The organism is Streptosporangium sp. NBC_01810 (assembly GCF_035917355.1).
Taxonomy (GTDB): Bacteria; Actinomycetota; Actinomycetes; order Streptosporangiales; family Streptosporangiaceae; genus Streptosporangium.
Window position 1 is genome coordinate 1,334,818 of sequence record NZ_CP109070.1, and the last position, 25,235, is coordinate 1,360,052.

A 25,235-nucleotide genomic window follows, 5' to 3' on the forward strand; every position below is an offset into this window, starting at 1 on the left:
GTCGGGTCACTCCTCGCCGGTGTCGCCGTCGGCCAAGATCTGGTAGAGCTTGCGACGCGTCTCGGTCAGCGTCTGCTTCGCCTGCCGGATCTGCGCCTCGCTGCCGGTCTGCAGGATCTGGAGCATGGCGAACCCCGACTGGCGGGCGATGTCCATCAGCTCCCAGGTGCTGTCGTCGATGTCGGGCGTCATCTCCTCCCACGGCGCGCGCACCTCGTCGGAGTGCTCGGCCACGTAGGCGCGGCCGGCCTCGGTGAGGCTGAAGGTCTTGCGCCCCTCGTTCTCCTCGGCCAGGACCAGGCCCTCGTCGGTGAGCTGCTGCAACGCCGGGTAGACCGCCCCCGGACTGGGCTTCCAGCCCCCCTCGCTGCGCCGCTCGATCTCCTGGATGATCTGGTAGCCGTTCCGCGGGGACTCGGTGAGCAGGGCGAGGATCGCCGCGCGGACATCGCCGCGCTTGGCCTTGCGTCCGCGTCCGAACGGTGGGCCTCCGCCGAACGGGCCTCTGCCCCCCCGGCCGCCTCGGGCGCCCCTGGCGAAGTCCCAGGGGAACCCGCCGCCGGGGAAGGGGCCGCGGTGACCGCGGTGCCGGTGCTCGTGCGGCCCGCCCTCGTGGTGCTCGTGCGGCCCGTGCTGCGGCCCGTGCTGCGGCCCGCCCTCGTGCCATCCGGCGGCCATCTGTCGCCACGCCTCTCTGGCCGCGCGCTTCATCTCGCGCCTGACCTCCGGTGAGCCGAACCCGGACCAGGGGCCATTCGTCGCACTTGTCGCTGTCATGTCGTACCTCCATATCGCGATCGTCTTTTGACCGCTCTCGATGGCTCAAAGATATATCGAGAACATTCTGACAGCAACCCATGTCCTGAAATATGGGCTTCCTTCGGCCGGGTTGCCGGTGGTCACCATGCGGGTGCTCGGCGTGTAAGTGAGGTAGATCACGTAATTCTTGCCAGATTCCGGAACAAGCACTGAGACCTGCACGTTACAAAGGACGTAGACGGGATTCGTTCCGTGTCGGAAGGGCTGGGGGGTGCTTTCGGCGCGGAACGGTCCCGTCTGTCGTTTTCGCAGGCGTTTCCGCAGGCCCACGTCTGCTCACCGGTCTTTCCCGTCGCACCTCCGGTCTCCCGTGGAGACGATCCGGAGGGCGCCCGGCGAAGACTCCGGTGCGAGGCTCCCAGGTGAAGACGATCTTCCCGGGCGGATGCTCTCGTACGGCCGTCCCCGGCACCGATCACCGGTTCCATCCGTTCCCCATTCGTAGGAAGATGCCGATGGCAGGCACTTCTCACGGAGGGACGGGGAGATCGAAGCGGACGACCGTCGCCCTCGGGCGACCCTGGAAGCGGATGGAAACGATCAGCGCTCACGCGCCGGGATCATCTCGCCCGCGCGACACGCCGATGGTGCAAAATGGCACGATCCTCCATCTGGAGGGGGCTTTGGCGTACGGTCTCCCGGGGTGATCTTGATGGCGGTGTTTGGGCGATGATGGGTCATACGCATGCGCTGACGGGGGCGATCGCCTGGCTGGGCGTGGCGCCCACGCTGGCCGCGCTGCCGCTGCTGACCGAGACGTCGAAGTTCCTGGAGACCGGCGTCATGGTCAACGCGCTCAACCCGGCCGAGTTCGTCGCCGGGGCCCTCATCTGCGCCGGTGCCGCGATGCTGCCCGACCTCGACCATCCGAGCGCGACGATCGCGCAGACGTTCGGGCCGGTCACCTGGGGGCTGAGCAAGGCGGTGTCGTGGCTCGCCGGCGGCCACCGCAACGCCACCCACTCGCTCGTGTTCGCGGCAGCCGCGGGCTTCGGCGCGCATTACCTGGCCAACACCTATCCGATCGGCCGCGACATTCTGGTGGTCCTGCTCATCGGCCTGGCGCTGCGGGCGATCGGGGTCGGCATCCCGGGCAAGAAGTTCGCCTCGGCGATGCTCAACGTCGGCATGACGGCCGGGTTGTTCGTGGTGTTCCGCAGCGACAACGTGGGTTACGCCTGGCTGGGGCTGGCGGTCGCGATCGGATGCCTGACCCACGTCGTGGGTGACTGCTGCACCGAGAAGGGCTGCCCGGTGCTCTGGCCGATACGGCGGAAATGGCTGCTGCCGTGGAAGATCGGCATCAAGACGGGCCGCGCCTTCGAGCAGAAGTTTCTCGCCCCGGTACTTTCCGTCGTCGTTCTCGGGTTGCTGTACCTCCGCCTCGCTCCGCAGTGATCATACTGGGGGTAATTTGATGTCGAGATACCCGGGGCGATATCTTGATATCGAGACATCCGCTGCAACCTGCGGGTGCCCCGGAGGTTAGGTGTACCTAACAGTCCGGGGTGCTCGGGTGGTGCGGCAGGATCTAATCGCGCCTTATGTGCCGGCGCGACAGACATCAGGGTGATGAGGGAGGCGAACCGTGTCCTCGAACAGCTTTGGCAGCCGTGACACGCTCCGCGTCGGTGACGCGGGATACGAGATTTACCGGCTGGACGCCGTGGAAGGGTCGGGGCGTCTCCCGTACAGCCTGAAGATCCTTCTTGAGAACCTTCTCCGCACGGAGGACGGCGCGAACATCACCGCCGACCACATCCGCGCGGTCGGCCAGTGGGATCCGTCCGCCGCGCCGAACGTGGAGATCCAGTTCACGCCGGCTCGCGTGATCATGCAGGACTTCACCGGCGTCCCGTGCGTCGTCGACCTGGCGACCATGCGCGAGGCCGTCCGCGACCTCGGCGGTGACCCCGCCAGGATCAACCCGCTCGCCCCGGCCGAGATGGTCATCGACCACTCGGTCATCGTCGACTTCTTCGGCGGCCCCGATTCCTTCCAGCGCAACGTCGAGCGGGAGTACGAGCGCAACCGCGAGCGCTACCAGTTCCTGCGCTGGGGGCAGACCGCCTTCGACGAGTTCAAGGTCGTCCCGCCGGGCACCGGCATCGTGCACCAGGTCAACATCGAGCACCTGGCCCGCGTGGTGATGACGCGAAGCGTCGAAAAGGACGGCAAGGCGGTGTTGACCGCGTACCCCGACACCTGCGTCGGCACCGACTCCCACACCACGATGGAGAACGGCATCGGCGTCCTGGGCTGGGGCGTCGGCGGCATCGAGGCCGAGGCCGCGATGCTCGGTCAGCCGATCTCGATGCTGATCCCGCGGGTGGTCGGTTTCAAGCTGACCGGCAAGCTCCCCGCGGGGGCCACCGCCACCGACCTGGTGCTCACGATCACCGAGATGCTCCGCAGGCACGGCGTCGTCGGCAAGTTCGTGGAGTTCTACGGCGAGGGCGTCTCCAGCGTGCCGCTGGCCAACCGGGCCACGATCGGCAACATGAGCCCCGAGTTCGGCTCGACCTGCGCGATCTTCCCGATCGACGGCCAGACGATCGACTACCTCACGCTGACCGGCCGCCCCGCCGAGCAGGTCGCCCTGGTCGAGGCCTACGCCAAGGCCCAGGGACTGTGGCTGGACCCCTCCGCCGAGGAGCCGGTCTTCTCCGAGTACATCGAGCTGGACCTCGCCACGGTCGTCCCGTCGATCGCCGGCCCCAAGCGCCCGCAGGACCGCATCGCGCTGTCGGCGGCCAAGGAGACCTGGCGTCACGACGTGCGCAACTACGTCGAGGACATCGACCACGACGGCGTGGACGAGGCCGGGCAGGAGAGCTTCCCGGCCTCCGACGCCCCGGCGTCCAACGCCGGCGCCAACGGCAGGCGACCGCACAAGAAGGTGGCGGTCGCCCTGGCGGACGGCACGAGCTTCGAGATCGATCACGGTGTGGTGACCATCGCCGCGATCACCAGCTGCACCAACACCTCCAACCCGTACGTCATGATGGGTGCCGCGCTGCTCGCCAGGAACGCGGTCGAGAAGGGCCTGACCCGCAAGCCGTGGGTCAAGACCTCGCTGGCTCCCGGCTCGCAGGTCGTCACCGGCTACTTCGAGCGCTCGGGCCTGCAGCCCTACCTCGACAAGATCGGCTTCAACCTGGTCGGCTACGGCTGCACCACCTGCATCGGCAACTCGGGTCCGCTGCTGGAGGAGATCTCCGCCGCCATCCAGGAGAACGATCTCGCGGTCACCGCGGTGCTGTCCGGCAACCGTAACTTCGAGGGCCGGATCAACCCCGACGTCAAGATGAACTACCTGGCCTCGCCGCCGCTGGTCGTCGCCTACGCCCTCGCGGGCACCATGGACGTCGACCTGAACACCGAGCCGCTGGGTACCGGCTCGAACGGTGAGCCGGTCTTCCTCGCCGACATCTGGCCGGCGCCCGAGGAGATCGCGGCGGTCGTCGCCTCCTCGATCGACCAGGAGATGTTCCTGCACGACTACGCCGACGTGTTCAAGGGCGACGAGACCTGGCGTTCGCTGCCGATCCCGACCGGTAACACCTTCGAGTGGGACCCGGCCTCGACCTACGTCCGCAAGGCTCCCTACTTCGAGGGCATGCCGCCCGAGCCGGAGCCGGTGACCGACATCTCCGGGGCCAGGGTGCTCGCGAAGCTGGGCGACTCGGTCACCACCGACCACATCTCCCCGGCGGGTGCCATCAAGGTCGGCACCCCCGCCGCCGACTACCTCAAGGAGAACGGCGTCGCGGTCAAGGACTTCAACTCCTACGGCTCGCGCCGGGGCAACCACGAGGTCATGATCCGCGGCACCTTCGCCAACATCCGGCTGAGGAACCTGCTGCTCGACGGGGTGGAGGGTGGCTACACCCGCGACTTCACCGCCCCGGGCGGGCCGCAGGCCTTCATCTACGACGCCTCCACCAACTACCAGGCCGCGGGTATCCCGCTCGTCGTCCTGGCCGGCAAGGAGTACGGCTCGGGCTCCTCGCGGGACTGGGCCGCCAAGGGCACCGCGCTGCTCGGCGTCCGCGTCGTCATCGCCGAGTCCTACGAGCGCATCCACCGCTCCAACCTGATCGGCATGGGCGTGCTGCCGCTGCAGTTCCCCGAGGGGGAGACGGCGCGGTCGCTGGGCCTGACCGGTGAGGAGACCTTCGACGTCGTCGGCGTCGAGGCCCTCAACGGAGGCGGCATCCCGCAGACCGTGACGGTCAGGGCCGACGGTAAGGAATTCCAGGCCGTCGTACGCATCGACACTCCCGGAGAGGCCGACTACTACCGGCACGGGGGCATCATGCAGTACGTTCTGCGCTCCCTGCTCGCCAAGAGCTGAGCAGGAGGGGCGGGGCCGCACTGAGCCCCGCCCACATCGGGGGGACACCCCAGAGGGGACACCCCAGACAAGAACCGCCCGGTGGGACATCATCCCGCCGGGCGGTTCCGTGTTCTCCGGGCCGTCGTCCAGAAGGGGCAGGTCGGGGCCGCGACTCCCACCTCGCCCGGGCCTCCATGGCAGTGGTCCAGGTGAGCGTGACGCGCATAGAGGAGATCCGCGCCCAGCTACGCGGCTCGACCGCAGAAAGCCCACTCGCCGAATTCCTGCTGACCGACGACGCCACGCGCACTTGGGACGGTCTCACCCTTCGGTGCTTCGCGCGTCTGCCTCAGCGCGCCCCTCTCGGACGAGCTGATCTATCGGGTGCATCTACCACCCACGTTTGCCGTCCCTTCGACCGGCGCGCCGACATCAACGCCCCTCCTCACCCTCTGCCACCGGCGCGCTGCTACGCCTCGTGTGCAGACCGTCCGCCCAACGCCAGGTACGCCTCACGCTCCGGGCCGTGCGACCCACCCACGCCTCAGCCACTCCCGGCCGCTCAGACTCCACCGTGGCCCAATGCGCCACCCGCACCCACGTCGCGCTCAGCGTCCACGTGGCCCCGTCCGTTCCGTCATCCAGGCGCGTCCCGACCTGATATACCGTCACCTTGTCCGGGCCGATCGACTCCGGCGGCCTACCACCAGCCGGGACATCGCTGTACGCCCAGGTCAGCTCCGCCCGGTCCGAACCGCTCTCCTGAACCCAGCTGAAGACCACCACCGCCCCCACCAGCAGCGCGATGACCACGAACACCGTCATCAGCGGAAGGTCCGGCGCAGATGACCACGCAGGTACACCCGTGTCCTGCCGTCCTTGCCCGAGAGATAGACCTCCTTGCCACCGTTGTGCAGTGACTCCTCAATGGCCAGATCCACAGCGTCCGCATCAAACGTCTCGATCACGTGCGACTCGCCGCCCAAAGCCCCGACGACGTAATGATCTGCGGACTGATCGGCGAAACGGGGCTTAAGAGCGTCGTACCGCTCCGCGCTCTCCGCCCGCCACTTGTCGTCTTGCCTGCCCCGATACCACAGGTAGGCGGGTATGAAGATGGCCAGTGCAGCAAAGGCCAGCAGAACATGCGTATCGGTGACACCGACACCCGCAGCATGGTGCATAAGAATGTCCTTTCCCTCAGTGGCTGTCTTTGCCGCTACTGTCACTAGATCCATGAGTCCTCAGCGCTGACTGCCACGACCAGGGATACACGGTCTTGCCCGCCAACTTCCCGTCCTCCCACGTCCACGCCGTACTGATCCGCGCCCCCTGGTCCTCATACACCGCCATAGCCGCCACCCCCGGCGTCTTCGAGGCTTGTTGCCCCCATTCCTCTAACTGCGGCCACGAGACCAACCACTCTTGAACGGCGCTTTCCTCCTCGAATTCCTTCGTGATCGTGCTGGCCGTGATCGTGCTGATCACATAGGGGCGCACCGGCCACGGCGCTCCCGACGACGACGCCCGCTCATGCCTCGCCCCCTGCACCGCCGGACGCCGCCGATCAATCCGCCGGTTCCGAATCCGCCGCGTCATCCACCAGCCCACCAGCATGGCCACAAACACCACGCCCAGCGGGATCAGCAGCACCTCAACCGCAAAAACCTCACCCATCGTGATCAGCCACCATTTCCTTTCGATTCGATGTCCGCCCGCTTATTCGTAGTGCGTACGCCGACGCTCCCGCCACACCCGGCGTGCCTGCTGCTCTTCCACTAGCTCACGCACGTCCGAGTCCGACAACCCTTGCTTCTTCCGCCACTCCCTATCACCCCACCACTCCACCGCCCTACGAACCGAACTGACGAGCATGACCAGCCCGCAGACGATGAACAGCCCCCAGTGAAACCAGGTGAATTTCGCTATGAACTCATCGAAATCGAAGGCCACTCGCTACCTTCCTTCCTACCTGTCGTTGACGTGCGTTCCTGTCTATCGCTTTGGCGCGCTCATTTCGCCACCTAATCAGGACATCGCCATTTCCTGTTTAGGGAGGGATCCGCCCGACGTCTCGGAAAGCGGGTCGATCTTCGCCCGTTCTTGCAGGTCGGCCAGATGCGTCCGCCACGCCTGCGCCCGAGCCACCTCACGCAGCAACCGTGTCAACGGACACGCCGTAGTCTTGGTGGGCGGTCGGTAGTTCTCCGGGCTGACGGTCAGCGGAATTCCAGGCTGATGGCCAGTTGATCTATGTTGGGTGGTCAGGTCAGCGGGACGACGCCGCGGCCGGAGAGGGCCTCGGCGAGACGGTGGCTGTCGCCGTTGGTCTGAACGAGGTGGGCATGGTGCAGGAGCCGGTCGACTGTCGCGGTGGCGAGGGTCTTGGGCATGATCGTGTCAAAACCGCTGGGATGGATGTTGCTGGTGACCGCGATAGAGCGGCGTTCGTAGGCGGCATCGACGATCCGATAGAACGCCTCGGCGGCATCTTGCCCGGCGGGCAGTAACCCGATGTCGTCGACCACGATGAGGTCTGAGCGGCAGATCCGGGCGACGGTTCGGGCCGTGGACCCGTCGACTTTGGCTCTGGCCATGGTCTGGGTGAGTGTTTCGAGGGTGAACCACGCGACCCGCAGGTCCGCTTCGATCGCGGCGTGTGAGAGCGCCTCGACATAGTGGGACTTTCCGGTTCCGCTGGGGCCGGCGATGACGAGGTTCTCAGCCCGGCCGATGAACTCCAGAGTCTTGAGCGAGGACTGAGTCGGGGCGGGGATCGAGGACTCCTCCTCGCTCCAGGTGCAAAATGTCTTCCCCGAGGGGAACCCCGCGCTCTTGCGGCGGTTGCGGCGGGAGGCGGCGGACCGGCCGGTGATCTCCTCGTTCAGTAGGACCCGCAAGACCTCGGCGGGGTCCCAGCGTTGGGCTTTGGCGGTGGCCAGGACGCCTGGGTTCCGCAGCTAATCAGGGTTCTGGGCCACGGCTGAAGGTGTAGATGCTGGTCAGAGGGGTGGGGACTGGTCGGATTCTCGATTCTGCCTAGATACACGCATATTCGCCGTTTCCTAGGCCTGCCAAGGGTTATGGCGTTATCGTCTAGTCCATGTATCTGCGGTCGACGCCTCGCCGGAACAAGGACGGGACGGAAGTCCGATACCTGCAGCTCGCGCACAACGTGTGGGATCCGGTGTTGAAGCGGTCGAAGGTGCAGGTCGTCTACAACTTCGGCCGCGAGGATGCCGCGAACCGGGAAGCCTTGCAGCGCCTGATCGCCTCGGTCACCCGGTTCCTCGATCCCGACGCCGCCTTGTCGGCGGCGACCGACGGGCTGGCGTTCACCGAGTCCCGACCTCTGGGCGGCACATGGGTGCTGGATGCCCTCTGGCGGCAGTTGGAGATCGGCAAGGTGATGAAACGGCTGCTCAAGGGCCGCCGGCTCGACCCGGCCGCGGAGCGGGTGCTGTTCGCGCTGGTCGCCAACCGGGCCCTGGCCCCCTGCTCCAAGCTCGCGGCGGCCCGCTGGGTGAACGAGGACGTGGCGATCGACGGCCTGCTGCCCGCGACCAGCGACGACGCCTGCTACCGGGCGATGGACTGGCTGATCGAGATCTCCGGAAAGCTCGAGGAAGAGGTGTTCCACCAGGTCGCAAACCTCCTCAACCTCGAGGTCGATCTGCTGTTCTTCGACACCACCTCGACCTACTTCGAGACCGAAGACGCCGACGAAGCCGTGCCTCGCGACGCGTTCGGCCAGGTCGTGCCCGAGCAGGACGCCACCGACGATCACAAGCGCAAGGGGTTCCGGTCGTTCGGCAAGTCCAAGGACCACCGCGATGACCTGCCGCAGGTCGTGATCGGGATGGCCGTCACCCGCACCGGCATCCCCGTCCGGGTGTGGTCCTGGCCCGGCGCGACCGGCGACTCCGCGCTGATCCGGCAGGTCAAGGACGATATGCGGGACTGGACGTTGTCGCGGATCGTGTGGGTCGCCGACCGCGGCTTCGCCTCCGAGCGCAACCGGCTGCACCTGCGCAAGGGCGACCACCACTACATCATCGGAGAGAAGCTCCGCTCCGGATCGGCCGAGGCCACCGAAGCACTCGCCCGTCAGGGCCGCTACCAGGAGATCCGCGACAACCTGCGGGTCAAGGAGGTTCGGATCCGCGAGGACGAGCGGTTCATCATCTGCTTCAACCCCGAGGCCGCGCAGCGGGACGAGAAGGTCCGGGAACGACTGCTCGCCCAGCTCGCGACCTTGATCGAGGGCACCGATCGGCTGAACGCGACCAAACGTGCGGAGCTGCGCGGGGTGATCTCCACCAAGCCCGGCCTGAACCGGTACCTGCGGACCACGCCCGGCGGGCTGCTGCGCATCGACGCCGCGAGAATCAAGGCCGAGGAGAACCTCGACGGCAAGTACCTGCTGCGCACCTCGGACCCGAAGATGACTCCTGAGGACATCGCGCTCGGCTACAAGCAGCTCCTCGAGGTTGAGCGGGGCTGGCGCGACATGAAGCAGATCATCGATCTGCGGCCGGTCTTCCACCGCAAGGAGCAGCGCATCCGCGCGCACGTCCTGCTCTGCTGGCTGGCGCTGCTGCTGGCCCGGATCGCCGAGACCTCCACCGGGCAGACCTGGCCCGCCCTGCGCCGCGAGCTCGACCGGATCACTCTGGGCACCTTCACCGGCCCCGCCGGCACCTTCCGGCAACGCACCGAGATCACCAAAGCCCAGCGCGATCTGCTCCACGCCCTCAAAATCGATGCCCCGCCCAGGATCTACCAGCTCACCCCGCCCAGCCGCTGACCAGGCCGAACCCCAGCCCCTAGATACACGCCGTCCCGCCAGCAGACGGCATGTTTCCGCATGTCAATCCCCAGATTCGCGGACTATCCCGCTACATCAACTGCGGAACCCCGGGGACGTCGGGTGCGGCTTTGCGTAGATACGGCATCCGCATATGCCGAAGGTGAGGTGGCCGTGCTACGGGGGGAAGCTCAGTACCCGTGCCCGGCCAGTTCGCGGGCCATCTCCCGCAGCACAGGTCGGATGCCGAAGCCGTCCGCGTACATCAGCACCCCTGGGTGCCGCTCGCCATGGTCGGGGAAGGCGGCGAAAGCGTCGGCCTGGCCGTCCGTGGTGGGAATCTGCAGAGTCTTGGTGGGCATGACTTCTCCTGTCGTGGTTGATGTGTAGAGCCTGTGATCAACACGACGGAGGCGGAGCCCGCGCGGCAGCGCAAGATTTTCGATCGAACAGCGGGCCCGTACCAGCCCGTACGGTGCTCAGGAGAGCACCGGGTCACCAATCTGTGAGTGGCGCGATGCCGTCCCGGTAGTCATAGCCGAAGAGCATAGCCCGCCGGACAAAGCCGACACGATCGTAGTCGTAGGCCAAGTACGGGAGGAAGGGCAGCGATCCCCGTGTACTGGCCAGGCACTCCCATAGCTGCGGCGGGCCGCCGACGCGCCGATGCGGAGGGCTTGGCGGCTTTCGGGAACGGTGGTGGCTTCAAGTCCTCAAGCGCGATCGTCGCCGACTATCTCGTGCATCGCGGCCGTGACGGCTCACCAGACGGTGATCAAACCCGCCTCGTTCGCGCCTCCTGCTACCGCGAGCACCTTGCCCGCCGGCGCAGGAGCCCAGCAACACGAACCTGAACCGCCCTTCTGTGGCCCGGCGCTCGGGTCGCTGCCACCAAACGCTAAGTAGCTGTGAGTGACCGGGATTTCCGCAGGTGACGAACATGCCCGACAACCCCAGATAGCTTGTCGGGCATGTTCGCCGGGAACGCACTTGCCTCACATGCCTGACGCCTTCTCGGCACCCCAGATAACCCGGCTCCAGTTTGGTGACAACAACCGTGGTCAGGTGACATCTAGCTTGGCGAGTCGCACCGCGCGGGGCGGGGGTTGTTAACGACGCGTTTCTGGATTGTTACCGGCCACAACAAACTTTAGCCATGGAGGGTCTGGCGCTCCTGGCCAATGGCGGAATACGTTGCCGCAAACAACATTCAACGGAACGGTGAGCCGAGACCCGGTGGAGCCGTACCCGCGAATCCGGCATGCCGCACATCCGCCGTACCCCCCACTTTCGAAGAAAGGACCCGTGGACCATGCGCAAGGGGATCCTCAGCCTTACCGCCGCCGCCGCGGCGATGACCCTTGGCCTCGCCGCTTGCGGGAGTGACGATGCCGACACCAGCGCGTCGAGCGGCGCGTCCCCCGCGGAGAGTTCGGCTGCCGTGGCGGGCAAGGTCGGTGTCATCCTTCCCGACAGCAAGTCCTCCGCCCGCTGGGAGACCGCGGACCGCAAGTACCTGGAAGAGGCGTTCAAGGCCGCGGGCGTCGCCTACGACATCCAGAACGCCCAGGGTGACAAGACCCAGTTCCAGACCATCGCCGACCAGATGATCACCAACGGTGCCACGGTTCTGATGATCGTCAACCTTGACAGCGGCACCGGCAAGGCCGTGCTCGACAAGGCCAAGGCGCAGGGCGTGGCCACCATCGACTACGACCGGCTCACGCTCAACGGCGGCGCGTCCTACTACGTCAGCTTCGACAACACCAAGGTCGGCACCCTGCAGGGGGAGGGTCTGGTGAAGTGCCTGTCAGACAAGCAGGCCAAGAAGCCCATCGTCGCCGAGCTCAACGGCTCGCCGACCGACAACAACGCCACGCTGTTCAAGAACGGCTACGACGGCGTGCTCAAGGCCAAGTACGACTCGGGGGACTACGTCAAGGGCCCGGACCAGTCGGTTCCCGACTGGGACAACGCCCAGGCGGGCACGATCTTCGAGCAGATGCTCACCGAGCAGCCGAAGATCGCCGGCGTCCTGGCCGCCAACGACGGTCTCGGCAACGCGGCCATCTCGGTCCTGAAGAAGAACAGCCTGAACGGCAAGGTCCCGGTCACCGGCCAGGACGCCACGGTGCAGGGCCTGCAGAACATTCTCGCCGGTGACCAGTGCATGACGGTCTACAAGGCGATCAAGAAGGAGGCCGACGCGGCGGCCGCGCTGGCCATCGGCCTGGCCAAGGGTGAGAAGCCCGCGGCGACCGGTACGGTCAAGGACACCGAGAGCGGCGCCGACGTGCCCGCCGTTCTGCTCGACCCGCAGGCGATCTTCTTTGACAGCGTCAAGGACGTCGTCGCCGACGGCTTCGTGACCAAGGACGAGCTGTGCACCGGCGATTTCGCCGCCAAGTGCACCGAGGCCGGAATCCAGTAGGGCGTGATGGGGACGGACGGCCTACTGGATTCCGGCCCCGTCCGTCCGTCCCCTTGGCTCCACCGCGGCGTATTCGCACTGTGACGCCGGAGGACGCGGCAGGTGAACGAACGTCCATTCCGGCGACGGGGCAGGACACCGCCCGCAGGCGCCCGAGCCGCGCGAGCTTCACCGCGCGAAATGAACACAGGGAGCACACCCCATGACCCCCGCACTGGAACTTCGCGGGATCGACAAGAGCTTCGGTCCCGTACAGGTCCTGCACGACGTCGCCTTCTCCGCCTACGCCGGAGAGGTGACCGCGCTGGTCGGTGACAACGGCGCAGGCAAGTCCACACTCGTCAAGTGCGTCGGCGGCATCCACCCGATCGACTCCGGCGAGTACCTCTTCGACGGCAAGCCCGTCCGGATCGGCAGCCCGCGCGACGCGGCCGAGCTGGGCATCGAGATCGTCTACCAGGACCTCGCGCTCTGCGACAACCTCGACATCGTCCAGAACATGTTCCTGGGCCGCGAGCACAAGCGCGGCATCGTCCTCGACGAGGACACCATGGAGGCGATGGCGGCCAAGACCTTGGAGAGCCTGTCGGTCAGGACGGTCAAGTCCATCCGCCAGCTCGTCGCCAGCCTCTCCGGCGGCCAGCGCCAGACGGTGGCCATCGCCAAGGCCGTGCTGTGGAACAGCAAGGTGGTCATCCTCGACGAGCCGACCGCGGCGCTCGGCGTCGCCCAGACGGCGCAGGTGCTCGAACTGGTCCGGCGCCTGGCCGACCAGGGCCTGGCCGTCGTGCTGATCTCGCACAACATGAACGACGTGTTCGCCGTGTCGGACCGGATCGCCACCCTCTACCTGGGCCGGATGGCGGCCCAGGTCAAGACCTCGGACGTCACCCACGCTCAGGTCGTCGAACTGATCACCTCCGGCCGCAGCGGGGACCTCGGCCTCACCAACGGAGTCACCGTATGACCGCCACGATTTCCCCGGAGCGGGTACCCGAGGCCCCTTCGATCAGGACCAACGTTCGCGGCTACGCCGAGCGGGTGCGCGGCGGCGACATGGGCGCGCTGCCGGCGGTGTTCGGCCTCGTGGTGCTCTGCACGGTCTTCGCCATCCTGCGGCCGTCCTTCCTGACCGCGGGAAACTTCGCCAACCTGTTCACCCAGGGCGCCGCGGTCACCGTGATCGCCATGGGCCTGGTCTTCGTGCTGCTCCTCGGCGAGATCGACCTGTCGGCGGGCTTCGCCAGCGGTGTCTGCGCCGCGGTGCTCGCGATCATGCTCGGCAATCAGGGACTGCCCTGGTACGTGGCGGTGGGCGCGGCCATCCTCACCGGGGTGGTCATCGGTACCGGGATCGGCTCCGTCGTCGCGAAACTCGGCATCCCGTCGTTCGTGGTGACGCTCGCGGCCTTCCTGGCCTTCCAGGGGCTCGTGCTGCTGCTGGTCAAGGGCGGCACCATTATCGCCATCCGGGACGAGACCATCCTGGCGATCGCCAACAAGAACCTTCCGCCCGCGCTGGGCTGGATCCTGCTGGCCGTGGGGGTCGCCGGATACGCCGGGCTCCAGTTGCTGCGCGCCCGCAAGCGCGCAGCCCGGGACCTGGCCTCCGACCCGGTCTCGCTGATCGCGGTCCGGGTGGGTGCCCTCGCGTTGCTCGGCGGGCTCGCCGTCTACTTCCTCAACATCGAGCGGAGCCGCAACGCGGCGGTCGTCTCGCTGGCGGGCGTGCCGGTCGTGGTGCCCATCATCGTGCTGCTGCTGCTGGTCCTGACGTTCGTGCTCCGCCGCACGGCGTACGGACGCCACCTGTACGCGGTCGGCGGCAACGTCGAGGCCGCGCGCCGGGCGGGCATCAACGTCGACCGGATGAAGATCAGCGCTTTCGTGATCTGTTCCTCCATGGCCGCGGTCGGCGGCATCATCGCCGCCTCCCGGGCCAGTTCCGTCGACCCCAACACCGGCGGAAGCAACGTGCTGCTGTACGCGGTCGGCGCCGCGGTCATCGGCGGCACCAGCCTGTTCGGCGGCAAGGGCCGGGTGCTGGACGCCATCCTCGGTGGTGCGGTGGTCGCGGTCATCGAGAACGGCATGGGCCTGATGGGCTACAGCTCCGGCGTCAAGTTCATCGTCACCGGATCGGTCCTGCTGCTGGCCGCCGTGGTGGACGCGCTGTCCCGCAAGCGGGCGGCCGCCACTGGTCTAAGGTGATCAGCGACTCCGATCCACCGAAGGAACCCCTCGTCATGCGGGCAGGCCCCTCCCAAGAGGAGATCAGGCGCCACAATCTTGGTGCCCTGCTCCGCCACGTCCATCTGAGCGGTCCCACCTCGCGCGCGGAGCTCACCAACCGGATGGGCCTCAACCGCAGCACCATCATGGCCCTCACCGCCGACCTGACCTCCGTCGGCCTGGTCAGGGAGGAACTTCCCAGGGAGACGGGCCGGGCCGGGCGCCCCTCCCTGGTGGTCCGCCCCGAGTCGGCGCGGGTCTACGTGTTCGCCTTCGACGTGGGCGTCGACCGGATGGTCGCCGCCCGCGTCGGCCTGGGCGGCACGATCCTCGACCGCCGCGAGACGGTACGGAGGCGAGGAGCCTTCTCCCTGGAGGAGATCGTCGGCCCGCTCGCCGCCTTCGCCCGGCAGATGCACCGCAGGACCCGGCCCGACACGGTGTGCGTCGGGGTGGCGGCGGCCTTCCCCGGTGGAGTGAGCCGCGATGACGGGGGCATCAGGTTCGGGCCCAACATGGCCACGGTGGACGACGTGCCGTTCGCCGAGGAGATGACCCGCCGGCTGGCCTTCGGCCTGCCGGTCACGGTCGGCAACGACGCCAACCTGGCCGCCCTCGCCGAGCAGACCAGGGGCGTCGGCGTCGGCTGTCGCGACCTCGTCTACCTGCACGGCGACGTCGGCATCGGCGGAGGCGTGATCGTCAACGGCCAGCTGCTCGGCGGTCACCTGGGTTTCGGCGGCGAGGTCGGACACATGATCGTCAATCCTGACAAGGGCCGCCTCTGCGGGTGCGGCTCGCTCGGCTGCCTGGAGGCGGAGGTCGGCGAGCGCGCCCTTCTTGAGGCCGCGGGCCGCTTCGGCCCCCAGGTCGGCAGGGACGCCGTCCGCGCCGTGGTCGACGCCGCCGACCGGGGCGACATCGTCGCGCAGGCCGCGCTGAGCCGGGTCGGCGACTGGCTCGGCCTGGGCGTCGCCAATCTCGTCAACATCTTCAACCCCGAGATGGTGGTGTTCGGGGGCATGCTCAGGGAGATCTACCTCGGCTCCGCCGCCCAGGTCCGCAGCCGTCTCGCCCTGGACGCCCTGCCCCCGTGCCGCGAGCACCTGCGCCTGCGCACCTCGGCCCTCGGTGATGACGCCACCCTTGTCGGCGCCGCCGAGCTGGCCTTCTCCCAGGTCCTCACCGACCCCCTGGAAGTCCTCGCCCGCGCCGGCTCCTGACCCGCCCGAGCGGCCCGGCAGGCGCTCAGGAGATCTGGGATCCGAGCATGGAGCGGGGGCCCGAGACCGTGCTCCTTTCTGGCTTGACAGGCTGTCAGGCGACCCGGCCGGTGGGGGCGGACCAGGTGTTGCAGCCGGAGGGGGAGCCGGAGTCGAAGCCGCGCTCCATCCAGTAGGCCTGGCTGCGGCCCTTGCCGTGGTCGTTCTTGGGCCAGTTCTTGTGGCCGTTGGCGTTGACCCAGCCGACCATCGCCTCCCACTGCGCCCGCTCGACCGGCAGGTCGTCGGCGATCTGGCGCAGGAAGACGGAGGCCAGGCAGTCGGCCTGCAATTCGAGGCGGCGGGAGTAGGCGAGCTTGGCGGGCGCCTTCGCGAGCCAGACGCTCCTGGCGTAGTAGTCCATGATGCCCGCGAGGTGCTGCACGTGGTGGCCGTACTCGTGGGCCATGAACTGGGCGTGGTTGGCCGCGTAGGGGTTCCGCAGAACCTGGCGCGTGATCCCTATGTAGATGGTCTTGTTGGTCGAGCAGTACAGCCCGCCCGCGCTGCCGGGCCATCGGCCGCAGGGCGTGGTCACCTTGGAGGTGGAGAAGCGCAGCCTGGGCTTGGCGAAGGGCAGTCCCGCCCTGGAGAACTGGGTCTTCCAGGAGAGGTTCAGGCAGCGGGTGATCTGAGTCATGAAGGTCCGGTAGGAGGCCGCGCTCCCCGTGCGGATCGTCCCCGTCGAACATCTGGCGGCCCGCATCGACCCGGTGTGGTAGAGGCGGCTCGCCGTCGCGGCGGTGCGGCCCCGCGGCGCCGCCCGCTCCTTGATGACCGGGACCCTTTCGGGGGCCGGGGTGGGGGGAGAGGTGGGGGCGGGAGCGGGTGCCGGGAGGGCCGCCGGGGTGAGGTGAGGAACGGCGATGACGATTCCCGCGACCACCACCGCGAACACCAGGAAGGCCACGACCAGTGACAGTTGTCGCCTAAAGGGGAGGGGGTTCATGGTGAGGGAAAGGCTAGGGCAAGTGTGTATAAACCGTGCAGGTTTTTCACCCGGGAGGGCAGCGCCTGTCATCCGAACTAGACTCTTCGTGACGGTGACTGGACAGAGGGGATGATTCCGTGAGCGAGCGGACCGGGCAGCCTGGAAGTCTTCTGGAGTCGGTCAAGGGGCCAGGGGACCTCAAACTGCTGGAGGTGGACGAGTTGCCACTGCTCGCCACCGAGATCAGAGATCTCCTGATCGCCTCCACGGCCCGCAGCGGCGGCCACCTCGGCCCCAACCTGGGTGTCGTCGAGCTGACGATCGCGATGCACCGGGTCTTCGACTCGCCACGTGACCGCATCCTGTGGGACACCGGTCACCAGGCCTATGTCCACAAGATGCTCACCGGCAGGGCCGGGCGGTTCGACACGCTCCGCCAGGAGGGCGGCCTGTCGGGCTACCCCAGCCAGGCCGAGTCCGAGCACGACATCATCGAGAACTCGCACGCCTCGACCGCGCTGTCGTACGCCGACGGCCTGGCCAAGGCGTACCGGCTGCGGGGCGAGGAGGAGCGCACGGTCGTCGCGGTGATCGGAGACGGGGCGCTCACCGGCGGCATGGCCTGGGAGGCGCTCAACAACATCGCGGCGCGTAAGGACCTGCCGCTGATCATCGTGGTCAACGACAACGGCCGCTCCTACTCGCCGACCATCGGCGGGCTCGCCTCCCACCTGGCCTCCCTGCGCACCACCCAGCGCTACGAGGACATGCTCGACTTCGTCAAGGACAACCTGAACAGGGTCCCCGTGGTCGGCGCTCCCGTCTACGACGCCCTGCACGGCGTCAAGAAGGGCATCAAGGACGTCCTGGCCCCGCAGGTCATGTTCGAGGACCTCGGCCTGAAGTACATCGGGCTGGTCGACGGCCACGACGAGCAGGCGGTGGAGTCCGCGCTGCGCAGGGCCAGGGACTTCCGCCGCCCGGTCATCGTGCACGTGCTCACCAAGAAGGGCTTCGGCTACTCCCCGGCGGAGAACCACGACGAGGACTGCTTCCACTCGCTGGGCGTCTTCGACCCGCTGACCGGCGAGGAGAAGTCGAAACCGCACGGCTGGACCAACGTCTTCGGCCAGGAGATGGTGCGCCTGGGCGCCGAGCGGCAGGACATCGTGGCGATCACCGCCGCGATGCTCGGCCCGACCGGCCTGATCCCGTTCTCCGAGGCCTACCCCGACCGACTCTACGACGTCGGCATCGCCGAGCAGCACGCCCTGACCAGTGCCGCGGGTCTGGCACTCGGCGGCCTGCACCCGGTGGTGGCCGTCTACGCCACCTTCCTGAACCGGGCGTTCGACCAGCTCCTGATGGACGTCGCCCTGCACCGCCTCCCCGTCACCGTCGTGCTCGACCGGGCGGGCGTCACCGGCGACGACGGCGCCAGTCACAACGGCATGTGGGACCTGTCGATCCTGCAGGTCGTCCCCGGCCTGTCGATCGCGGTTCCCCGCGACGAGTCCCGGCTGCGCGAGCTGCTGGCCGAGGCCGTGAAGGTCGACGACGGCCCGACGGTACTGCGCTACCCCAAGGGTCCGGTGGCCGCCGAAATCGAGGCGGTCGGCCGCCTCGGCGAGATGGACGTGCTGCGCGGGGGCGACGCCGACGTGCTGTTCGTCTCCGTGGGGCCGATGGCCGAGCTGTGCCTGGGGGCCGCGGGCCTGCTCGACGCCCAGGGGATCTCCGCCACGGTGGTCGACCCACGCTGGGTCAAGCCGCTGGACGAGGCTCTGGTGCCGGCCGCCCGCGCCCACAAGCTGGTCGTGGTGGTCGAGGACAGCAGCAGGGTGGGCGGTGTGGGTGACGCGGTCGCCCGCCTGCTGCGCGACGCCGACGTCGACGTCCCGGTCCGCACCTACGGCATCCCGCAGCGCTTCCTCGACCACGCCAAGCGTGCGAAGATCCTCAGCGAGATCGGCCTGACCTCGCAGGACATCGCCCGCCAGGTCACCGAGGCGATCGCGAAGCGCTCTCCGGCCCTGGAGAACGAACCGGCCGGCTGAGCGCACCTCCTGTCAAACATCCCGGCTTCGCCGTTCAGGCGGTGATCCGCTGGGCATGACCTGATGCGTCGGCAAGGGTGACCGCCGGCGCGTCAGGAGGGGTCGTGGGCGTTCTTCGCGTCAAGTCGGTGGAGCAGTCGATCTCGGACACCGAGGCACCGGAACACCGGTTGCGCAAGGACCTCACCGCGCTGGACCTCACGGTCTTCGGCATCGGCGTCATCGTGGGCACCGGTATCTTCGTGCTCACCGGCCGGGTCGCCAGGGATCTGGCCGGGCCCGCGGTGGCCCTGTCCTTCGTGGCCGCCGGGATCGTCTGCGCGCTGGCGGCGCTCTGCTACGCCGAGTTCGCCTCCACGGTCCCGGTGGCGGGATCCGCCTACACCTTCGCCTTCGCCACCCTCGGCGAGTTGCCCGCCTGGATCATCGGCTGGGACCTGACGCTGGAGATGATGCTCGGCGCCGCGGTCGTCGCGGTCGGCTGGTCGGGGTACCTGACCTCGCTGCTGGCGTCTCTGGGGACCCCGCTGCCGAGCGCGATCGCGGGGGAGGGCGCGGTGTTCAACCTGCCCGCCGCGCTGGTCGTGCTGATGCTCACCGCGATCCTGGTCATCGGGATCAAGCTGTCCTCCCGATTCAACCTGATCATCGTCGGGATCAAGCTCGGGGTGATCCTGCTGGTCGTGGTGGCGGGGCTGTTCTTCGTCAAGGGCGCCAACTACTCGCCGTTCGTTCCGCCGTCCAAGGTGACCCCCGCCGTGGAGGGGCTGTCGGCGCCTCTGATCCAGGTGCTGTTCGGTATCACCCCGGTCGCGTACGGAGTGCTGGGCATCTTCAGCGCCGCGGCGATCGTGTTCTTCGCCTACATCGGCTTCGACGTGGTCGCCACCGCCGCCGAGGAGACCCGCGACCCGCAGCGGGACCTGCCCGTCGGCATCCTGTCCTCACTCGGTGTCTGCACCCTGCTCTACGTCGCGGTCTCGCTGGTCGTGGTCGGCATGCAGCCCTACGACCGGCTCAGCGAGACGGCGCCGCTGGCCGACGCGTTCAAGGCCGTCGGCCAGACCTGGGCCGCGTCACTGATCAGCATCGGCGCGCTGGCCGGCCTGACGACCGTCGTGATGATCCTCATGCTGGGCATGTCGCGGGTGATGTTCGCCATGTGCCGCGACAACCTGCTGCCGCGAGGGCTGGCCAGGGTTCATCCGAAGTACCGCACACCGCACGTCATCACCATCATCATGGGTGTCGTCGTGGCGGCCCTGGCCGGGCTGGTGCCGCTGTCCACGATCGCCGAACTGGTCAACATCGGCACGCTCTTCGCGTTCGCGGTGGTCTCGATCGCGGTGGTCGTCCTCCGCCGTACCCGCCCCGACCTGCCCCGCTCCTTCCGCACTCCTCTGGTGCCGCTGGTGCCCGTCCTGTCGGTGCTCGCCTGCCTCTACCTGATGCTCAACCTTCCGGTGGAGACCTGGCTCAGGTTCGGGGCGTGGATGCTCCTCGGATTCCTGATCTACATCGGCTACGGCTACCGGCACAGCGCTCTGTCGGAGCACTCCCCGGAGCGCTAGCCCTGTATTCCGCACGTGACCCCCGATCGACCTGGGGTGATTACCCGCTGTGCTGGATCAGGTATGGCTACTGACCTGCGACGACGCGGCAGGTGCGGAGAACGGGTCCGGCGGGGCACCGCTCCCGGTGCGGTGACCCCTGTCCTGCGGAGCCGCGGGACAGAAGCGCATCACCACCTGGCCGCCGCCGAGGATCCGGGGTGCGGTGACTCCTGTCCCGCGGCGGCTGCGGGACAGGGGAGTCCGCCCGCTGCGTCAGGCGGGGACCGAGGCCACGCCCGGCGGCAGGAAGCGCGGTTCGGCGATACCCTCGCGGTCGAGGTAGGGGGTGACACCGCCAAGGTGGAACGGCCACCCCGCGCCGAGGATCATGCACAGGTCGATGTCCTGGGGAGCGGAGACCACACCCTCGTCGAGCATGAGACGGATCTCCTCCGCCAGTGCCCGCAGCGCCCGCAGCCGCACCGCCTCGGCCGTCGACGGGGAGGTGCCCCCCGCGAAGAGGGCCACCGCCTCGGGGTCCAGCGAGAAGTCAGGCGCGTAGACACCCGGCTTGCCCGCCGCGACCAGCCGGGCGAGGTTCGCAGACACCCCGTAGCGGGACGGGAACGCCTGGTGCATCGTCTCGGCGACGTGCAGTGCCACGGCCGGGCCGACGAGCTGCAGCAGCGCGAACGGGGTCATCGGCAGGCCGAGCCCGTCCAGCGCGTGGTCGGCGAGCTCCAGTGGGGTGCCCTCGTCGACGGCGCCGATGACCTCGCCCATGAAGCGGGTCAGCAGGCGGTTGACCACGAACGCGGGCGCGTCCTTGACCAGCACCGAGGACTTCTTCAGCGACCGGCCGACGGCGAAGGCCACCGCGAGCGTCGCGTCGTCCGTCCGCTCCCCCCGGACGATCTCCAGCAGCGGCATCACCGCGACCGGGTTGAAGAAGTGGAAGCCCACGACGCGCTCGGGATGCCGGAGCCCCGAGGCCATCTCGGTCAGCGAGAGCGAGGAGGTGTTCGTGGCCAGCACGCACTCGGCGGAGACGACCTCCTCCACCTCGGCGAAGACCTTCTGCTTGACCTTCATGTCCTCGAACACGGCCTCGATGACGAAGTCGGCGTCGGCGAACGCGTCCTTGGTCAGCGAGCCGGTCACCAGGGCCCTGAGCCGGTTGGCCTGGTCGCCGGAGACGCGGCCCTTGGCGAGCAGCTTGCCGATCTCGGTGTGCACGTAGCCCACGCCCTTGTCCAGCCGGGCCTGGTCCAGGTCGGTCAGCACGACCGGGACCTCCAGGCGGCGGGCGAACAGCAGCGCCATCTGTGAGGCCATCAGGCCCGCGCCGACGACGCCGACCTTGGTGACCCTGCGGGCCAGTGCCGGGTCCGGGGCTCCGGCGGGCTTCTTGGCCCGGCGCTGCACCAGGTCGAAGGCGTACAGGCCGGCGCGGAGCTCGTCGCCCATGAGGAGGTCGGCCAGCGCCTGGTCCTCGGCGGCGAAGCCCTCCTCGCGCGTGGCGGTGCGGGCCAGCTGGAGAAGCTCCAGCGCCCGGTACGGGGCGGGGGAGGCACCGTGCAGCCTCATGTCGAGCAGGAAGCGCGCGTCGGCGATCGTCTTGGCCCAGTCGTCCCCGGCGTGGTCGGGGCGCGAGACCGTCACGTCGCCGCGCAGCACCGCCGAGGCCCAGCGCAGCGACTCCTCAAGGAAGTCGGCGGGCTCGAACATCGCGTCGGCGACACCGAGCGTGAACGCCTCCCTGCCCTTGATCATGCGATTCTGCGAGAGCGGGTTCTCGATGATCAGTTTGACGGCCGCGGCCGGCCCGATCAGGCGGGGCAGCAGCTGGGTGCCGCCCCAGCCGGGGACCAGGCCGAGGAAGCACTCGGGCAGCGCCACGGCGGGCACACCGGAGGAGACGGTCCGGTACGTGCAGTGCAGCGCGACCTCCAGGCCGCCGCCCATGGCCGCGCCGTTGACGAACGCGAACGACGGCACGTCCAGTTCACCGAGGCGGCGGAACACCTCGTGGCCCAGCCTGCCGATCTGCAGCGCCTGGTCCCGTTCGGAGACCAGCGCGGCGCCCCTGAGGTCGGCGCCGACGGCGAAGACGAACGGCTTGCCGACGACGCCCACGGCCGCCAGGTCGCCGCGCCCGGCGATCGTGTCGAGGGCCTCGCCCAGCGAGGTCAGCCCTCCGGGGCCGAACGTCGACGGCTTGGTGTGGTCGAAGCCGTTGTCCAGCGTTATCAGGGCCATGGTGCCCGCGCCCTGAGGCAGCTCCACGTCGTGGACCGTCGCCCGGGTGACGACCTCGTCGGCGAAGAGTTCCTTGATGTCCGTCACTTGTTACCTTCCCAGCTGAGGTTCTCCCAGATGACCGTTCCACCCATGCCCAGGCCGACGCACATCGTGGTCATGCCGTAGCGGACGTCGGGGCGCTCGCCGAACTCGCGGGCGAGCTGCGTCATCAGGCGCACCCCGGAGGAGGCCAGCGGGTGGCCGAAGGCGATGGCGCCGCCGTAGGGGTTCACCCGGGCGTCGTCGTCGGCGATGCCGAAGTGCTCCAGGAACGCCAGCACCTGCACGGCGAAGGCCTCGTTGATCTCGAACAGTCCCATGTCGGAGACGGAGAGCCCGGCCAGGCGCAGCGCCCTTTCGGTGGACGGGATCGGCCCGACCCCCATGACCTCGGGGTCCACACCGGCGAAGGCGTAGGAGACCAGGCGCATCTTCGGGGTGAGGCCGAGCTCCGCGGCGACGTCGGCGGCGGCCACGATGCAGCCGGTGGCACCGTCGTTGATACCGGAGGCGTTGCCCGCGGTGACCCGGCCGTGCGGGCGGAACGGGGTCTTCAGCGCGGCCAGGCCCTCCAGCGTGGTGCCGGGGCGGGGCGCCTCGTCGGCGGTGGCCAGTCCCCAGCCCTTCTCGACGGACCTGGTCGCCATCGGGACCAGGTCCGGCTGGATCCGGCCGTCGGCGTAGGCCTTGGCGACCTTCTCCTGGGAGGCGAGGGCGAAGGCGTCGGCGCGGTCCTTGGTGATGGAGGGGTAGCGGTCGTGCAGGTTCTCGGCGGTCATGCCCATGACAAGGGCGGAGCCGTCCACGAGCTGCTCGGCCAGGAAGCGGGGGTTGGGATCGACGCCCTCGCCCATGGGATGGCGGCCCATGTGCTCGACGCCGCCGGCGATGGCGACGTCGTAGGCGCCGAAGGCGATGCCTCCGGCGACCGAGGTCACCGCGGTCATCGCGCCGGCGCACATGCGGTCGATCGAGTAGCCGGGCACGCTCTTGGGCAGCCCGGCCAGGATCGCGGCGGAGCGGCCGAGGGTCAGGCCCTGGTCGCCGATCTGCGTGGTGGCCGCGATGGCCACCTCGTCGACGCGCTCGGGAGGCAGATTCGGGTTACGCCGGATCAGCTCGCGGATGACGCGGATCACCAGGTCGTCGGCGCGCGTCTCGGCATACAGGCCCTTGGGACCCGATCTGCCGAAGGGTGTGCGCACACCGTCGACGAATACGACGTCACGAGACGAAGGCACGGATTCGCTCCTCGTTGCTGGATGGCTTCCCCCCTATGCTACTCGCGAGTAACAACGTTTGGTGCGGCCGGTCCCGCCCGGGATGGGTAAGTTGTTCGCCGAGGCGCGCGGTCCGGTGCGGCATGTCACGGATGCGGGGCGGCGGCAACTCCGACAGATTTTGGAAAACGCTTTCCTGGAGGTTGCCGGTGGTCACGCTTGAGGATGTCGCCCGGCACGAGGGCGTCTCACTCGCCACGGCGTCACGGGTGCTCAACGGCAGCACCAGACAGGTGGGCGCATCCCTGCGGGCCAAGGTGGAGCCGGCCGCGGCCCCGGACGGGGGGCCAGGGCCCAGGTCGTGACCGGAGAGGTGATCCTCCGCGAGAGCACCCGCGCCCTGGAGTGAGATCCCGGTCCGACCCTACGACACGACAGGCCCGGACCTCGCGGGGGTTCGGGCCTGTCTCGTAGGGGGAATCGAAAGCAGGGGCGGGGAAGGGGTGGTCAGCGGATGCCGGAAACCGGTTTTCCCTGCTCGTTCATCGGCGGGGCGATGATCTGACCGCGCAGCCAGCGGATCGTCCGGATGACTCCGTCTCCGTAGCCGGGGGAGTGCTGGCGGCCCCGGCCGAGCTGCCGCGACACGTCCTCGGCCGCGCTCTCCTCCATGCCGAGGTTGAGTCCGGTCGGTCCGTGGATGGGCCGCGGTGTGTTACGGACCGGAGACTTCCTGCGGGTGCCGAGCACCCACTCACACACGGCGATGGTCCCGGAGCACCACTCCTTCTCCCACTCGCCCGCCGCGTTCGGCCGGCCCGCACGGGCCAGCTCGGCGATCCGGCCGATCTCGGTCTCGGTGCGCAGGATCACCCCGCGGCCGCCGACCAGGTGCCCCCAGCCTTCGGAGGATCGGCGGCCGGGGATCGGCAGCCCGTCCTTGGCGCCGATCAACCAGCTCAGGGTGCTGATGACCCCGTCGGCGGGAACGACCCGGCCCTCGCGCGGAACCCGTTCGGCGGCGTCGATCTCCGCGCGGGCCTCGGCGAGGGTGGGCGGGGCCCCCGACGCCGGACGGCCACTGATCGGCGCCTGCTCACGCTTGCCCAGGGCCCAGAGGATCGCCTCTCCCTGGCCCGAAGGGGCCGATTCGGGGTTGGCGGCCTCCCACCCCTTGATCGCTTCCAGTACGGCAAGGACATGCTCCGGCGGCCGCTGTATGGCGGGGCTGGCTTCGCTCTCTGCGGTCGTCATACCCCTACCGTACGAGTACCTGCCATGTC

Annotated in this window: 20 protein-coding genes and 1 pseudogene; 10 read left to right on the plus strand and 11 right to left on the minus strand. The window is 68.5% G+C overall.

Translation table 11 applies throughout. The annotated features are described in order from the left end of the window. Positions 1 to 6: 6 nt before the first annotated feature. Positions 7 to 777 carry a PadR family transcriptional regulator gene (locus OIE13_RS06330; RefSeq protein ID WP_326642104.1) on the minus strand — a complete coding sequence of 257 codons (771 nt, stop codon included), beginning with the start codon at positions 775 to 777 and terminating at the stop codon, positions 7 to 9. A gap of 711 nt (positions 778 to 1,488) precedes the next feature. Between OIE13_RS06330 and OIE13_RS06335 the strand changes: the two genes are divergently transcribed. Both OIE13_RS06335 and acnA read left to right on the plus strand, forming a co-directional pair. Continuing rightward, positions 1,489 to 2,217 (plus strand): metal-dependent hydrolase, encoded by a 729-nt coding sequence (locus OIE13_RS06335; protein WP_326642102.1) that lies wholly within the window; start codon positions 1,489 to 1,491, stop codon positions 2,215 to 2,217. Positions 2,218 to 2,407: 190 nt separating this feature from the next. Then, entirely contained in the window at positions 2,408 to 5,176 is a 2,769-nt protein-coding gene (gene acnA, locus OIE13_RS06340) for an aconitate hydratase AcnA (protein WP_326642101.1), read from the plus strand. Positions 5,177 to 5,590: 414 nt separating this feature from the next. Here acnA and OIE13_RS06345 read toward each other — a convergent pair whose 3' ends face one another. The 5 genes from OIE13_RS06345 to istB form a co-directional block, all read right to left on the minus strand. Further along, positions 5,591 to 5,983 carry a hypothetical protein gene (locus tag OIE13_RS06345; protein WP_326642100.1) on the minus strand — a complete coding sequence of 131 codons (393 nt, stop codon included), beginning with the start codon at positions 5,981 to 5,983 and terminating at the stop codon, positions 5,591 to 5,593. Beyond that, the gene (locus tag OIE13_RS06350; protein ID WP_326642098.1) at positions 5,983 to 6,342 is read right to left on the minus strand and encodes a hypothetical protein; all 360 of its coding nucleotides are present in this window, start codon (positions 6,340 to 6,342) and stop codon (positions 5,983 to 5,985) included. Before OIE13_RS06350 ends, OIE13_RS06345 begins: the two co-directional genes overlap by 1 nt. A 16-nt stretch (positions 6,343 to 6,358) precedes the next feature. Continuing rightward, entirely contained in the window at positions 6,359 to 6,835 is a 477-nt protein-coding gene (locus OIE13_RS06355) for a hypothetical protein (protein ID WP_326642096.1), read from the minus strand. A 42-nt stretch (positions 6,836 to 6,877) separates the two neighbouring features. Next, entirely contained in the window at positions 6,878 to 7,111 is a 234-nt protein-coding gene (locus tag OIE13_RS06360; protein ID WP_326642094.1) for a hypothetical protein, read from the minus strand. Positions 7,112 to 7,422: 311 nt separating this feature from the next. Continuing rightward, positions 7,423 to 8,118, minus strand: coding sequence for an IS21-like element helper ATPase IstB (istB, locus tag OIE13_RS06365; protein WP_326830267.1), 696 nt, complete (start codon positions 8,116 to 8,118; stop codon positions 7,423 to 7,425). Between the two features lie 143 nt (positions 8,119 to 8,261). On the opposite strand from istB, the gene OIE13_RS06370 reads away from it, so the two are divergent. Then, positions 8,262 to 9,965, plus strand: a complete 1,704-nt coding sequence (locus tag OIE13_RS06370; RefSeq protein WP_326639544.1) for an IS1634 family transposase — start codon at positions 8,262 to 8,264, stop codon at positions 9,963 to 9,965. Between the two features lie 191 nt (positions 9,966 to 10,156). On the opposite strand, the gene OIE13_RS06375 is transcribed toward OIE13_RS06370, so the two are convergent. After that, positions 10,157 to 10,327, minus strand: a complete 171-nt coding sequence (locus OIE13_RS06375) for a hypothetical protein (RefSeq protein WP_326642090.1) — start codon at positions 10,325 to 10,327, stop codon at positions 10,157 to 10,159. Positions 10,328 to 11,277: 950 nt separating this feature from the next. Between OIE13_RS06375 and OIE13_RS06380 the strand changes: the two genes are divergently transcribed. From OIE13_RS06380 to OIE13_RS06395, 4 genes are all read left to right on the plus strand, one after another. Then, positions 11,278 to 12,396 carry a sugar ABC transporter substrate-binding protein gene (locus OIE13_RS06380; protein WP_326642088.1) on the plus strand — a complete coding sequence of 373 codons (1,119 nt, stop codon included), beginning with the start codon at positions 11,278 to 11,280 and terminating at the stop codon, positions 12,394 to 12,396. 202 nt (positions 12,397 to 12,598) lie between these two features. Continuing rightward, positions 12,599 to 13,363 (plus strand): ATP-binding cassette domain-containing protein, encoded by a 765-nt coding sequence (locus OIE13_RS06385; protein ID WP_326642086.1) that lies wholly within the window; start codon positions 12,599 to 12,601, stop codon positions 13,361 to 13,363. After that, a complete protein-coding gene (locus OIE13_RS06390; RefSeq protein ID WP_326642084.1) occupies positions 13,360 to 14,607 on the plus strand; it encodes a sugar ABC transporter permease in 1,248 nt (415 codons plus the stop codon). Before OIE13_RS06385 ends, OIE13_RS06390 begins: the two co-directional genes overlap by 4 nt. A 35-nt stretch (positions 14,608 to 14,642) precedes the next feature. Beyond that, the gene (locus tag OIE13_RS06395; RefSeq protein WP_326829735.1) at positions 14,643 to 15,851 is read left to right on the plus strand and encodes an ROK family transcriptional regulator; all 1,209 of its coding nucleotides are present in this window, start codon (positions 14,643 to 14,645) and stop codon (positions 15,849 to 15,851) included. A gap of 94 nt (positions 15,852 to 15,945) precedes the next feature. Here the strand turns inward: OIE13_RS06395 and OIE13_RS06400 are convergent, their stop codons facing one another. Continuing rightward, positions 15,946 to 16,839, minus strand: a complete 894-nt coding sequence (locus OIE13_RS06400; protein WP_326829736.1) for a neutral zinc metallopeptidase — start codon at positions 16,837 to 16,839, stop codon at positions 15,946 to 15,948. A 119-nt stretch (positions 16,840 to 16,958) separates the two neighbouring features. On the opposite strand from OIE13_RS06400, the gene dxs reads away from it, so the two are divergent. Then, the gene (gene dxs, locus OIE13_RS06405) at positions 16,959 to 18,878 is read left to right on the plus strand and encodes a 1-deoxy-D-xylulose-5-phosphate synthase (protein WP_326829737.1); all 1,920 of its coding nucleotides are present in this window, start codon (positions 16,959 to 16,961) and stop codon (positions 18,876 to 18,878) included. A gap of 104 nt (positions 18,879 to 18,982) precedes the next feature. Continuing rightward, positions 18,983 to 20,449, plus strand: a complete 1,467-nt coding sequence (locus OIE13_RS06410) for an amino acid permease (RefSeq protein WP_326642076.1) — start codon at positions 18,983 to 18,985, stop codon at positions 20,447 to 20,449. A gap of 255 nt (positions 20,450 to 20,704) precedes the next feature. Here OIE13_RS06410 and OIE13_RS06415 read toward each other — a convergent pair whose 3' ends face one another. Next, the gene (locus OIE13_RS06415; RefSeq protein ID WP_326642074.1) at positions 20,705 to 22,777 is read right to left on the minus strand and encodes a 3-hydroxyacyl-CoA dehydrogenase NAD-binding domain-containing protein; all 2,073 of its coding nucleotides are present in this window, start codon (positions 22,775 to 22,777) and stop codon (positions 20,705 to 20,707) included. Then, entirely contained in the window at positions 22,774 to 23,973 is a 1,200-nt protein-coding gene (locus tag OIE13_RS06420; RefSeq protein WP_326642072.1) for a thiolase family protein, read from the minus strand. Before OIE13_RS06420 ends, OIE13_RS06415 begins: the two co-directional genes overlap by 4 nt. Before the next feature lie 131 nt (positions 23,974 to 24,104). Between OIE13_RS06420 and OIE13_RS06425 the strand changes: the two are divergent. Further along, positions 24,105 to 24,284 (plus strand): annotated as a pseudogene (locus OIE13_RS06425) (LacI family DNA-binding transcriptional regulator); the annotation flags it as partial. 175 nt (positions 24,285 to 24,459) lie between these two features. Here the strand turns inward: OIE13_RS06425 and OIE13_RS06430 are convergent. Further along, positions 24,460 to 25,206, minus strand: a complete 747-nt coding sequence (locus OIE13_RS06430; protein WP_326642070.1) for a hypothetical protein — start codon at positions 25,204 to 25,206, stop codon at positions 24,460 to 24,462. Between the last annotated feature and the right edge of the window lie 29 nt (positions 25,207 to 25,235).

Coding starts and splice junctions, on each gene's coding strand:
- OIE13_RS06385 (WP_326642086.1), top strand. CDS start 12,599: ATGACCCCCGCACTGGAACTTCGCGGGATCGACAAGAGCTTCGGTCCC.
- OIE13_RS06430 (WP_326642070.1), bottom strand. CDS start 25,206: ATGACGACCGCAGAGAGCGAAGCCAGCCCCGCCATACAGCGGCCGCCG.
- OIE13_RS06335 (WP_326642102.1), top strand. CDS start 1,489: ATGATGGGTCATACGCATGCGCTGACGGGGGCGATCGCCTGGCTGGGC.
- OIE13_RS06380 (WP_326642088.1), top strand. CDS start 11,278: ATGCGCAAGGGGATCCTCAGCCTTACCGCCGCCGCCGCGGCGATGACC.
- OIE13_RS06330 (WP_326642104.1), bottom strand. CDS start 777: ATGACAGCGACAAGTGCGACGAATGGCCCCTGGTCCGGGTTCGGCTCA.
- OIE13_RS06400 (WP_326829736.1), bottom strand. CDS start 16,839: ATGAACCCCCTCCCCTTTAGGCGACAACTGTCACTGGTCGTGGCCTTC.
- OIE13_RS06370 (WP_326639544.1), top strand. CDS start 8,262: ATGTATCTGCGGTCGACGCCTCGCCGGAACAAGGACGGGACGGAAGTC.
- OIE13_RS06350 (WP_326642098.1), bottom strand. CDS start 6,342: ATGCACCATGCTGCGGGTGTCGGTGTCACCGATACGCATGTTCTGCTG.
- OIE13_RS06395 (WP_326829735.1), top strand. CDS start 14,643: ATGCGGGCAGGCCCCTCCCAAGAGGAGATCAGGCGCCACAATCTTGGT.
- OIE13_RS06355 (WP_326642096.1), bottom strand. CDS start 6,835: ATGGGTGAGGTTTTTGCGGTTGAGGTGCTGCTGATCCCGCTGGGCGTG.
- OIE13_RS06375 (WP_326642090.1), bottom strand. CDS start 10,327: ATGCCCACCAAGACTCTGCAGATTCCCACCACGGACGGCCAGGCCGAC.
- OIE13_RS06345 (WP_326642100.1), bottom strand. CDS start 5,983: ATGACGGTGTTCGTGGTCATCGCGCTGCTGGTGGGGGCGGTGGTGGTC.
- OIE13_RS06390 (WP_326642084.1), top strand. CDS start 13,360: ATGACCGCCACGATTTCCCCGGAGCGGGTACCCGAGGCCCCTTCGATC.